10 protein-coding genes are annotated in these 11,901 nt (G+C 66.1%); 6 read left to right on the forward strand and 4 right to left on the reverse strand.

Annotated features, from left to right (window positions below):
- The first annotated feature begins 29 nt into the window (after positions 1-29).
- Genes M1247_RS34795 through M1247_RS34805 form a run of 3 tightly spaced genes read left to right on the forward strand, consistent with a single transcriptional unit; the run spans position 30 to position 4,113 of the window.
- Positions 30-1,445: an NAD(P)H-quinone dehydrogenase gene (locus tag M1247_RS34795; RefSeq protein WP_317161007.1), complete on the forward strand. Its 1,416-nt coding sequence runs from the start codon at positions 30-32 to the stop codon at positions 1,443-1,445.
- 20 nt (positions 1,446-1,465) lie between these two features.
- Positions 1,466-3,223 carry a glycerol-3-phosphate dehydrogenase/oxidase gene (locus tag M1247_RS34800; protein ID WP_317161008.1) on the forward strand — a complete coding sequence of 586 codons (1,758 nt, stop codon included), beginning with the start codon at positions 1,466-1,468 and terminating at the stop codon, positions 3,221-3,223.
- 11 nt (positions 3,224-3,234) lie between these two features.
- Positions 3,235-4,113 (forward strand): pseudouridine synthase, encoded by an 879-nt coding sequence (locus M1247_RS34805; RefSeq protein WP_317161009.1) that lies wholly within the window; start codon positions 3,235-3,237, stop codon positions 4,111-4,113.
- A gap of 4 nt (positions 4,114-4,117) precedes the next feature.
- Here the strand turns inward: M1247_RS34805 and M1247_RS34810 are convergent, their stop codons facing one another.
- Positions 4,118-5,935, reverse strand: coding sequence for a glycoside hydrolase family 2 protein (locus tag M1247_RS34810; RefSeq protein ID WP_317161010.1), 1,818 nt, complete (start codon positions 5,933-5,935; stop codon positions 4,118-4,120).
- 410 nt (positions 5,936-6,345) lie between these two features.
- Complete coding sequence (locus tag M1247_RS34815) at positions 6,346-6,933, reverse strand: Rv1733c family protein (protein ID WP_458695279.1); 588 nt, start codon at positions 6,931-6,933, stop codon at positions 6,346-6,348.
- A 161-nt stretch (positions 6,934-7,094) separates the two neighbouring features.
- Here M1247_RS34815 and M1247_RS34820 point away from each other — a divergent pair, with 161 nt between their 5' ends.
- Entirely contained in the window at positions 7,095-7,865 is a 771-nt protein-coding gene (locus tag M1247_RS34820; protein ID WP_317161012.1) for an SDR family NAD(P)-dependent oxidoreductase, read from the forward strand.
- Positions 7,866-7,880: 15 nt separating this feature from the next.
- Here the strand turns inward: M1247_RS34820 and M1247_RS34825 are convergent, their stop codons facing one another.
- Positions 7,881-8,567, reverse strand: a complete 687-nt coding sequence (locus M1247_RS34825; RefSeq protein ID WP_317161013.1) for a TetR family transcriptional regulator — start codon at positions 8,565-8,567, stop codon at positions 7,881-7,883.
- Positions 8,568-8,638: 71 nt separating this feature from the next.
- Here M1247_RS34825 and M1247_RS34830 point away from each other — a divergent pair, with 71 nt between their 5' ends.
- Together M1247_RS34830 and M1247_RS34835 are read left to right on the forward strand one after the other, a co-directional pair.
- Positions 8,639-9,706: a ferredoxin reductase gene (locus M1247_RS34830; protein WP_317161014.1), complete on the forward strand. Its 1,068-nt coding sequence runs from the start codon at positions 8,639-8,641 to the stop codon at positions 9,704-9,706.
- A gap of 29 nt (positions 9,707-9,735) precedes the next feature.
- Entirely contained in the window at positions 9,736-10,908 is a 1,173-nt protein-coding gene (locus M1247_RS34835; protein ID WP_317161015.1) for a fatty acid desaturase family protein, read from the forward strand.
- 27 nt (positions 10,909-10,935) lie between these two features.
- On the opposite strand, the gene M1247_RS34840 is transcribed toward M1247_RS34835, so the two are convergent.
- Positions 10,936-11,901: HNH endonuclease signature motif containing protein (locus tag M1247_RS34840; protein ID WP_317161016.1), on the reverse strand; the 966-nt coding region annotated here is incomplete at its 5' end.

Below are 11,901 nucleotides of genomic sequence, written 5' to 3' on the forward strand. Positions count from 1 at the left end.
TAGTGCGCAATGTTCGTTAGGTTGGTGCGGTGGTAACCCGCATTGTGATCCTCGGCGGCGGCCCCGCCGGTTATGAGGCGGCATTGGTCGCCGCCGCCCGTGGCCCCAAGGTTGCGCAGGTCACCGTCGTCGACTCTGACGGCATCGGTGGCGCCTGCGTGCTGTGGGACTGTGTGCCGTCGAAGACGTTCATCGCCTCGACCGGCGTGCGCACCGAACTGCGGCGCGCCCCCAACCTGGGCTATTCGCTCGATCTCGAGCAGGCCAAGATCTTGCTGCCCCAGATAAACGAGCGGGTCAAGACGCTGGCGGCAGCCCAGTCCAGCGACATCGGCGAAAAGCTGCGCAGCGAGGGCATCGACGTGATCGCCGGCCGCGGCGAACTGATCGACGATGTGCCCGGCATGGCCCAGCACCGCATCAAGGTCACCGGTTCCGATGGGCGGGTCAGCCAGCTGACCGCCGATGTGGTGCTGGTCGCGACCGGGGCCAGCCCGCGGGTACTGCCCAACGCCGCGCCCGACGGTGAGCGCATCCTCAACTGGCGTCAGCTCTACGATCTCGAAACCCTGCCGGACCATCTCATCGTGGTGGGTTCCGGTGTGACCGGAGCAGAGTTCGTCAACGCCTATACCGAGCTCGGTGTGACGGTGACCGTGGTGGCCAGCCGCGACCAGATCCTGCCGCACGAGGACTCCGATGCCGCGGCCGTCCTTGAGCAGGTGTTCGCCGAGCGTGGTGTCACCTTGATCAAGAACGCCAGGGCCGAGTCCGTGACCCGGACTGACTCCGGCGTGCGCGTGACGATGACGGACGGACGCACCGTCGAGGGCAGCCATGCCCTGATGACCGTCGGCTCGGTGCCCAACACCACGGGCCTGGGCCTGGAGCGGGTCGGCGTCGAGCTCGGCGCAGGCAACTACCTGACCGTGGACCGGGTCTCGCGCACCACGGTGCCCGGGATTTACGCCGCGGGGGACTGCACGGGTCTGCTGCCGCTGGCGTCGGTGGCGGCCATGCAGGGCCGGATCGCGATGTACCACGCGCTGGGGGAGGCGGTGGCGCCGATCCGGTTGCGGACCGTGGCCGCCGCGGTGTTCACCCGACCCGAGATCGCGGCGGTCGGGGTGCCGCAAGCCAAGATCGACGACGGCTCGGTGCCCGCGCGCACCCTCACCTTGCCGCTGAGCACCAATGCCCGCGCCAAGATGTCCAGCCTGAGCCACGGCTTCGTCAAGATCTTCTGCCGCCCGGCCACCGGTGTGGTCATCGGCGGCGTGGTGGTCGCCCCGATCGCCTCCGAACTGATCCTGCCGATCGCGCTGGCCGTGCAGAACGGCATCCCGGTCACCGACCTGGCCCAGACGTTCTCGGTGTACCCGTCACTGTCGGGCTCGATCACCGAGGCGGCGCGTCAATTGATGGCACACGACGATTTGGACTGAGTCCACGTAGCCTGAGGTACGTGACCGACCCGATCTCAGCACCTGGCGACGGGGAGACGCTCCTCGGGCCCGACCAACGGGCCCAGGCCTGGGCGCAACTCGGCAATGAGCAGTTCGACGTCGTGGTCATCGGCGGCGGTGTGGTCGGGGCCGGTGCGGCTCTCGACGCGGCGACGCGAGGCCTCAAAGTCGCCCTGGTCGAAGCCCGTGACTTCGCCTCCGGCACCTCCAGCCGCTCCTCGAAGATGTTCCACGGTGGCCTGCGCTACCTCGAGCAGTTGGAGTTCGGGCTGGTTCGGGAGGCCCTGCACGAACGTGAACTGTCGTTGACGACGCTGGCGCCACACCTGGTCAAACCGCTGCCGTTCCTGTTCCCGCTCACCAACCGCGTGTGGGAGCGTCCCTACATCGCGGCGGGCATTTTTCTCTACGACCAGCTGGGCGGTTCCAAATCCGTTCCCGCGCAGAGGCATCTGACCAGGGCCGGAGCGTTGCGGTTGGCGCCCGGGCTCAAGCGCAGCTCGCTGATCGGTGGTATCCGCTACTACGACACCGTGGTCGACGATGCCCGTCACACGATGACCGTGGCCCGCACCGCCGCCCATTACGGCGCCGTGGTGCGTACCTCGACACAGGTCGTCTCGCTGCTGCGCGAAGGCGACCGGGTGGTGGGGGTGGAAGCCCGTGATTCGGAGGACGGCGCCACCACCGAGGTACGCGGGCATGTGGTGGTGAACGCCACCGGCGTGTGGACCGACGAGATCCAGGCACTGTCCAAAGAGCGGGGCCGGTTCCGGGTGCGGGCCTCCAAGGGCGTGCACGTGGTGGTGCCGCGCGACCGGATCGTCAGCGAGGTCGCGATCATTCTGCGTACCGAAAAGTCGGTGCTGTTCGTGATCCCCTGGGGCACGCACTGGATCATCGGCACCACCGACACCGACTGGAATCTCGACCTCGCGCATCCCGCCGCCACGAAGGCCGATATCGACTACATCCTCGGCCACGTCAACACCGTGCTCGCGACGCCGCTGACCCACGACGACATCGACGGCGTCTACGCCGGGCTGCGTCCCTTGCTGGCCGGCGAGAGCGAGGAGACCTCGAAGCTGTCGCGTGAGCACGCGGTCGCGGTGCCGTCGCCGGGCCTGGTGGCGATCGCGGGTGGCAAGTACACCACCTACCGGGTGATGGGAGCCGACGCGATCGATGCCGCCGCCGGATACATCCCGGCGCGCGTGGCGCCGTCCATCACCGAGAAGGTGCCGCTGATGGGTGCGGACGGCTATTTCGCGCTGATCAACCAGACCGAACATGTCGGCTCCCATTACGGGTTGCATCCCTACCGGGTGCGCCACCTGTTGGACCGGTACGGTTCGCTGATCGGTGAGGTGCTCAAGATGGCCAGCGATGAGCGCGCGGTCCGGCCCGACCTTCTCGAGCCGATCACCGAGGCGCCGGTATATCTGAAGGTCGAGGCCTGGTATGCCGCGGCGGCCGAGGGAGCGCTGCATCTCGAAGACATTCTGGCCCGACGGATGCGCATCTCGATCGAGTACCCGCACCGGGGGGTCGACTGTGCGCGTGAGGTCGCCGAAGTCGTTGCGCCGGTGTTGGGTTGGAGTGCGGCCGACATCGACCGTGAGGTGGCCACATATGTTGCCCGGGTCGACGCGGAGGTGCGTTCCCAACAGCAGCCTGACGACGAATCGGCCGACGCACTGCGCCAGGCCGCACCCGAGGCTCGCGCGGAGATTCTCGAGCCCGTGCCACTCAATTGAGACGACGGCCCGTGCCGCCGTTACCGGTGCGCGATGGCCTGGGTCCGGCGCGGCTCCGGTTGGACGGTTCGGCGGGCAGGAGCGCAGCGACCGGGGGTGAGTTGGTGAATGTCCGCGATGAGTTGCAATCCCGCTTCGGCATCGGGGCGAAGGTGCTTGCCGGGGAAGTGCTGTGCCCCGACGGCACGGTGGTGACTGCGACGACGACGCTGCCTGCCGGCTCCCACGTGTACTTCTACCGGGACCTGGCCGCCGAGACTCCGGTGCCGTTCGACATCCCGGTCCCGTACCGCGATGACGACATCGTCGTGGTCGACAAACCGCACTTCCTGGCCACCATGCCGCGGGGCGGCCACGTCGCGCAGACCGCGCTGGTGCGGTTGCGTCGCGAACTGGATCTGCCGGAACTGAGCCCCGCACACCGGCTGGACAGGCTGACCGCAGGCGTGTTGCTGTTCACCGCGCGGCGTGCGGTGCGCGGGCGGTATCAGATGCTGTTCGCTCACGGCGCGGTGCGCAAGACCTATCTCGCCCGGTCGGCGGGGGAGTCCAGGGTGGCGCTACCGGCCACCGTGTGCAGCCGCATCGTCAAACGGCGCGGACAGCTACAGGCGGTCGAGGAACCCGGCGAACCCAACGCCGAGACTTACGTCGAGACGCTGGGAGACGGCGGGTACCGCTTGTCTCCACACACCGGCCGCACCCATCAACTGCGCGTGCACATGGCGTCCATCGGGTTGCCGATCCTCGGGGATTCTCTGTACCCCGAGGTGATCGATGTCGCTCCCGACGATTTTTCGCAACCGCTCCACCTGCTGGCGCACCGGCTGCAGTTCGACGATCCGCTCAGCGGTGAGCATCGCGAGTTCGTCAGCCGCCGCACGCTCTGAACTGTCAGCGGGGGTTCTGCTCGTCCGCCGGGCGGCTTCCTGCGGCGATCACCGCGCGATTTCGTTCCGCCACCGTCGGAAGATCCATTTTGACCAGCCGCCGGTCGTAGCTCAGATAACCGTTGACCTCGTTCTCCACATCGGTGGTCTGGGTGTAGATCGCGCCTGACAGCCCGGTCTCCCGTACCACCTTCTCCAGATCCAGGCTGACCTCGACGTACCGCTGGGTCAGCCGCGCCCGGCTGTCGGTCATCTCGTATGCCTCGGGGCGACCCGGCCATCGGTTCTCTGCGAGCGTGAGCCCGATGCCGCCGTACTCACCGAGCACGGTCACCCGGTTGTCACGTACCTCCGGGCGGCCCGGCCCGACGTAGGTGTGGTCGTCGTAGATGTCCCCGGCGCGGGAGTCGGGACGGGATTTGCAGCAGTTCACGCCACTGTTGGCGTCGACCATCCGGGTGGGGTCCTGCGCCTTCACGGCGTTGGCGATCCGGGCCGCGTCGTACTCGCCCCAGCCCTCGTTGAACGGCACCCAGCCGATGATCGAGGTGACGCTTCGCAGCTGATCCACCATTTCCGACAGCTCACGCTCGAAGTGTGCCTTCGCCGCGGGAACCGGGTCCGGCGCGGGGCCCGTCGGTATCTCGAGCGATACGTCCAGCGACGGCATGTCCTGCCACACCATCAGCCCCAGCTTGTCCGCCCAGTAGTACCACCGCGCCGGTTCCACCTTGGCGTGCTTGCGGACAAAGTTCATTCCCAGTGCCTTGGTCTGTTCGAGATCAGACCTCAGCGCATCGTCGGTGGGCGCGGTGTAGATCCCGTCAGGCCAGTACCCCTGGTCCAGGGGACCGTGCAGGAAGGTGATCTTGCCGTTCAGCGCGATCCGCGGCCGGTCTTTCGCGTCCCTGACCGTGCCGATCGTGCGCAACCCGCCGTAGCTGCTCACCTCGTCGACGACCTGCCCGGTCGCGCCCACCAGGCGGACCGTGAAGTCATAGAGGTATGGGTCTTCCGGGGTCCACAGGCGTGGCTGCGGCACGGTGACCCGCAGCGGCCGGCCCGGCTTGGCCGACGTGCGTACGACTTCGGCGCCCTCTGGCGTGGAGACGATCAGCTCCGCGTGCTCATTCTTAGTTCCAGTGACCCTCGGCGTGACGCGGAAACCGGTGAGATCGGGTGTGATGTCGAGCTTTTCGATGTGCGCGGTGGGCACCGGCTCAATCCACACCGTTTGCCAGATACCCGATGCGCCCGTGTAGAACAGCCCCTGAGGATTGTTGCGCTGTTTGCCCACCGGGAACGGGTTGGCCTCATTGCGATCCTCGACGCGCACGATCACTTCCTGGGTGCTCGACCGGCGCAGTGCAGCGGTGATGTCCGCGCTGAATGAGATGTACCCGCCTTCGTGGTAGGCGACTTTCTGGTTGTTCACCCAGACCGTGGCGATCTGGTCGACTGCGCCGAAGTGCAGCAGTACGCGCTGTCCACGCCAGGTGCTGGGTACCTTGAAAACCTTGCGATACCACATCTGATCATCGTGGCGCTGGATGCCGGACAGTGCCGACTCCGTGGGATAGGGGACCAGGATCCGCTCGCGGTAATCCTTCTTCGCGGGCGGGGCCGCCGAGGTGGCCTGGCCGGAGCGCCCGGTGTAATCCCACCCGCCGTTGAGGCTGAGCCAACGCTTTCGGGTCAACTGCGGGCGCGGGTACTCGGGCAACGCATTCCTGGCGTCCACCAGATGAGTCCACGGGGTGGACAGTGGCGGATTCTTGCGCTGCCAGATGTCTGCGGCGTTGGCTCGCGCGTTCACTGTCATGACGCTAACGAATAGGACAAGTCCCGCCACCGTGAGCCTTCGAAACCAGGTGAACCGCGTTCCCGACAACCGGTTGTGGCCACGGCGGGCGATGTTCACCACTCCCCGCGTGGAGTCGGGCATGGTTGACGCAATTTACGCACAGCAAACGTATCGCGGGGTGAGAAATGATCGTTACATGCGGCCTGAAGTGCCACGATCGGAGACGATCGGCCAGGCGAGGAGGTTACCAATTGCAATATATTGCAGGAGTATAGGGGAAGTGCAACCGTCAAGCGGCCGGGGGTGCGAAGAAAGTCAGCAACGCGCGGTCTCGTCGTCCCTGCCGATTGCTGGTTTGCGGCTGGCAAACTCTGTGGTGGCTTGTTCGCTCGCGGAAAATGGTATCGATGGGAGCGGTTGTGGCCGTTCTAGCCGGGCCATTTCGTTCTGCCGTCGCCTCGATCCAGCAGCACCTGCAGTTCAGACGACCACACGCGGTACCGGTACCGGTTCGCCAGCCGACGCGTCGCCGCAATCGCGAGCACGCCCACCAGCGCGGCGCCCAACCACGTGGCAACTGCCGCACCGTTTCCGTAAGCGGCGGCCGACGAGGCGGAAATGGGCGGTGGGACACGGCGCCCTTGGTCGTCGATCCAGATCTGGACGTGGTCACCGGATTTGACCGGGCCGGGAGGTCGGACCGCACCGGTGTGCACCGAGCCTGCGGCTGTCCATTGCACGTTGACGATGCTCGGGGAGGGGGCTTCCAGCGTGGTTTCGCTGTCTGCGGTAGCGGTCGCCTGGACCGGGATTCGGGTCTTCGCCTGAGCCTCGGCGGTACGGAGAGCTTCCGCGTGCAGGTCGTCGCCGACCCCGGCCGCGAAAGGGATGATCAGGACGGCGGCGATCATCATGAGAACGACGGTGAGTGCCTCCACGCGATCGGCGCGACGCACGAGTGGATTTCTGCCGAGTGCTCGTAGCACCCACCAGCGGCGCGGGCTGAAACCAAACACTTGTATCAATCCTCTTTGCTACATGTTTCGCCCATGTATCCATGCTGGCACCGGAGCCACCATTCATGCCAGCTTGGAGCGGGGGCCGGAGGCGAATATCACATCGACGCCGCTGACGCGATGTGGGGAACAGTCGAGCTGGAACATGTTCTACTGGCGGCGTGGATCGTCGCACGTTCGACCGCCTTTTCGACCTCACTGACCGCACCGTGATCGTCACCGGAGGGACCCGCGGCATCGGCCTGGCTCTCGCCGAGGGCTTCGTGCTCGCAGGCGCTCGCGTGGCGGTTGCCAGCCGCAAGCCCGAAGCCTGTGAATCGGCCGCCCGGCATCTGCGCGGACTGGGCGGCCAGGCGATCGGGGTGCCGACGCACAGCGGCGACGTCGACGCCCTCGGCGCGCTCGTGGAGCGGACCGTGTCGGAGTTCGGCGGCGTCGATGTGGTGGTCAACAACGCGGCCAATGCGTTGGCCCAGCCGTTCGGCGAGATGACGCCCGAGGCGTGGGCCAAGTCCTACGAGGTGAATCTGCGCGGGCCGGTGTTCCTCGTGCAGCACGCGTTGCCCCATCTCAAAGAAAGTCCCCACGCCGCGGTGCTGAACATGGTGTCGGTGGGCGCGTTCAATTTCGCGCCCGCGCTGTCCATCTACGCGTCGGGCAAAGCGGCGTTGATGTCGGTGACCCGCTCGATGGCGGCCGAGTTCAGTCCGTTCGGTATCCGGGTCAACGCGCTGGCGCCCGGCCCGGTCGACACCGACATGATGCGCAACAACCCGCAGGAGGCTATCGACCACATGGTGAGCGGAACGTTGATGAAGCGACTGGCCACGCCCGACGAGATGGTCGGCGCGGCGTTGTTGTTGTGCTCGGGTGCAGGTAGCTACATCACCGGTCAGGTGATCATCGCCGACGGCGGCGGAACACCTCGGTGAACTCCGGCGCAGCGCTCATGGGCGATCTTGATCCGCGCTGTGCCACCCGTCGACGCCGACCGCGATCATTCGCAATTGTTTGACCGCCGTGCGGTGGATGGCCTCGATGGACTGGGCATCCCCGGCATCCTCCAGCGCCTCGGCTATCGAGATCATCGCATTGACGAACAGGCTCGCCAGGATGTTGAGGTCCTCGCTGCTCCACTCCTTGAGACCGGGGAAGCGGGCCAGGTCGATCGCCAATTCCGAGGTGAGTAACCGGATTTCGGTGCGAATCGCATAGCGCAGCACCAATACTCCGCTCGACCGCTCCCGTGCGATGAACCGCCAGTGCTCGTGGCGCTCGTTGAAGCTGCCGATCAGGATCTCGGCGGAAGATTCGATCACGTGGTGCGGATCGAGCTTGCCGGCCCGCGCACCGCGCAGCATGTCGCGCAGCGAGCGGAACGACTCATCGATGAGCACCAGTCCGAGGGCGTCCATGGAATCGAAGTGACGGTAGAAGGCTGCGGGCACGATTCCCGCCTCGCGGGTGACCTCCCGCAGGCTCAACGCGCTGAAGCTGCGATCCTCCAGCAGTTTGAGCGCGGCGGCCACGATGGCCCGCCGGGTGGCCTCCTTGCGTTCCTCCCTGGACAGGGTTTCACGCGAACGCGACGAATCGGTGCGTCGTGTTCTTGAAGTCGGCGTACGTTTGTTCACTGATGTGAAGCCTAACACAGCCTGCAGTTATACCGTTGACAGACCGAGTGGAGTGCGCGCACTGTGTACACATGTTCACTCAAACTTTGGGTAAGCGGGTACTCGCAGGACGGCGGATCAACGCGCTGGCGAACCTGCTCACCGGGCCGCACGGGGTGGATCGCTACACCGAGCTGGTCGAACCAACGTGGACGCAGGGCGATGCCCGCGCCAAGGTGATCGCCGTGCGACGGCAGACGCCTCGCAGCGTCACACTGACACTGGAACCGAACGAGGCCTTTGTCGGCTTCCGGGCCGGTCAGCACATCAACCTCTCCGTGGAGATCAACGGCCGGCGCCGGACCCGGTGCTACTCACCGGCCAGCGCCGAGGGGTCCCGCTACATCGAGCTGACGATCGGCCGTCACGACGGCGGCCTGGTCTCGTCCTACCTGTGCGACCACGCCCACCCGGGCATGGTGCTCGGGCTGGATTCGGTGGGCGGCGATTTCGTGCTGCCGGGCCGACGGCCACGACGCATCCTGTTCGTCTCCGGTGGTAGCGGCATCACCCCGGTGATGTCCATGCTGCGTACGTTGCGGGCGGAGGGCTTCACGGGCCAGGTGGCCTTTGTCCACTACGCGCGCAGCGTCGAGGAAGCGTGTTATCGCGACGAGCTCGACGCCATGCGCGGCGTGCGGGTGCTACACGGCTACACGCGCGACGCCGACGGCTCGGACCTCGACGGTCATTTCGGGCCGGCGCACCTGGACGTTGCCATGTCCGATCCCGAGGCTGTGTTCGCGTGTGGGCCGCCGGCACTGGTCGACGCCATCGGAGAACATTGCCGCAACGTGAGTTCGGAAAGCTTCGTCCCGCCCACCTTTGCCGTGGCCACCGAATCAACTGGCGGCACGGTCACGTTCAGCGGCAGTGGCATCGACGTGACCGATGACGGTCGGCCGCTACTGGCGCAGGCCGAAGCCGCCGGACTCGTCCCCGAGAGCGGATGCCGGATGGGCATCTGCCACAGCTGCACCCGGTTCAAGAGCCGCGGTGTGGTGCGCAACCTGATCACCGGAGCGGTGTCGACCGCCGACTGCGAAGACATCCAAATCTGCGTCACCGCCCCCGTCGGTGACGTCGCCATCGATCTCTGACTACTGGTCTGACAACTGGAAGGACTGCCATGTCCCAGGAACACATCGCATTGACCCCCGAGCAGGCCGACGCCTTCGGCCGTGAACTCGACGCCATCCGTGAGCGCGTGATCGCCGATCTCGGCGAACGCGACGCCACCTACATCCGCAAGATCATCAAAACCCAGCGCACACTGGAGGTCGGCGGCCGCGCCCTGCTCTTCGGGGGGATCTTCCCGCCGTTCTGGCTGGCGGGTACCGCGATGCTGGGGATCTCGAAGATCCTCGACAACATGGAGATCGGTCACAACATCATGCACGGTCAGTACGACTGGATGGGTGATCCGGCCATCTCCAGCAAGGCATTTGAGTGGGACAGCGCCTGCCCTTCCGACCAGTGGCGGCACTCCCACAACTACATGCACCACACCTATACCAACATCGTCGATATGGACCGTGACATCGGCTACGGCATCCTGCGGATGAGCGAAGACCAGAAGTGGTCGCCCTACTACCTCGGCAATCCTGTCTACGCGTTCCTGCTCATGGTGTTCTTCCAGTACGGTGTGGCGCTGCATGAGATGGAGACCGAGCGAATCCGGTCCGGCGAGATCAGCATCGCCGACAAACGTGAGGTGCTGCAGGGTATTTGGCGCAAAGTGAAGCGTCAGACCATCAAGGACTATGTGGCCTTCCCGCTCTTGGCCGGGCCGTTCGCGCCGTTCGTGTTCACCGGAAACATGACTGCCAACCTGGCACGCAACGTGTGGTCCTACATGATCATCTTCTGCGGTCACTTCCCCGAAGGGACACAGGAGTTCTCCATCGAGGAGACCGAGAACGAGTCCCGCGGCATGTGGTACTACCGGCAGCTGCTCGGATCGGCGAACCTGGATGGCGGCAAGCTCTTTCACATTCTGAGCGGCAACCTGTCCTTCCAGATCGAGCACCATCTCTTCCCGGACATCCCCGCGCATCGGCATGCCGAGATCTCGGTCGAGGTCCGGGAGATCTGCGAGCGCTTCGGTCTGCCCTACAACACCGGCCCGCTGTACAAGCAGTTCGGCACCGTGGTGCGCAAGATCGTCAAGTTGGCGTTCCCGTGGGGCGGTGGCGGCAAGGACTCCGAGGAGGCCAAGAAGGCCAAGCCGGCGGATCGGGCGCCGCAGGCTGAACCGGCACCCGAGCTCCAGCCCGAACGTGAGTTGGCTTCCGTCAACTGACTTTCGGACTGTGGTGCAGCCGCACACCTAGCGTGGGCTACCTCGTGCCAGCTCGGCCAAGTGGGCCTCGTTGAGTGTGCGTTCGGCTTTGATCTGTCGTGCTTGTTGTTCGGCGCGGGTGTGTTTGCGGCGGGGCATCATGGCGCCGCGGTTGGTGTGTTGGGGTGTGGCTGGTGGGGGTGGGGGTAGTGCTGCGGTGGTGGTGTCCCAGTGGGGGAAGAACAGCCGGCTGGCCGGTGTGGTGGTGTAGGTCCTGCCGGTGGGGGTGGTCCAGATGATGGTGCCGTCGGGCAGTTGTTGATCGGTCCAGCCGGCCCAGAACGTTTTGATCAGGTGATGAGTTCGGCACAGCGGCTTGTTGTTTGACGGGTGAGTCACCCCGGCCGGGTAGGGGGTGGTGTGGTCGATGTCGCAATACTCGGCGGGCCGGTCACAGCCGGGGAACATGCACCGCATGTCGCGCATCCGCACAAACGCCGCCAGCGCGGTGGAGGGCCGGTACCGCGGTTCGGGCTGGGCACACGGTGCGCTCAGTGCCCGCACGGTGGCCCCGCCGGCGATCAACCCGGCCAGCAGCGGCGTGGGGATCACCCCACCGTCGACGATGACCGCGGTCGCCGGTGCCGGTGCGGGCCGAGCAACCCGCTCAGCCTGCTCGGCCGGCTCGGCCGGTTGGGGGTCTTGTTGCGGGATGGGGTTGGTGTCGTTGTCCCCGGCCAGGTAGGGGTCGGGTTCGGCGTCCAGCGCGGCGGGTTCGGCCAGGATGTAGACCACGGTGTTGGCCGCGCGCGGATCGGCGGTGGCCGCCGGACAGTCGGGGTCACCGCACTGGCAGCTCAACTGATCCCCATCCACCGCGATCACCCCGAGCGCATCCGAACGACGCTGCCCCACGGTGCGGGGATCGTCGGCACACACCCCGCTGATCACATAGGCCAGGCGTTTTTCCAGCGCGGCCGAATCGGTGGCCAACAACCGCCCGTACAGCGAGGT

Origin of the sequence: Mycobacterium appelbergii, from assembly GCF_032883035.1 — a bacterium.
Classification (GTDB): domain Bacteria; phylum Actinomycetota; class Actinomycetes; order Mycobacteriales; family Mycobacteriaceae; genus Mycobacterium; species Mycobacterium appelbergii.

Bases quoted from the DNA above. Each gene is read 5' to 3' on its own strand.
- M1247_RS34810 (WP_317161010.1), bottom strand. From the start codon at position 5,935: ATGACAGTGAACGCGCGAGCCAACGCCGCAGACATCTGGCAGCGCAAG.
- M1247_RS34830 (WP_317161014.1), top strand. From the start codon at position 8,639: ATGTTCACTCAAACTTTGGGTAAGCGGGTACTCGCAGGACGGCGGATC.
- M1247_RS34835 (WP_317161015.1), top strand. From the start codon at position 9,736: ATGTCCCAGGAACACATCGCATTGACCCCCGAGCAGGCCGACGCCTTC.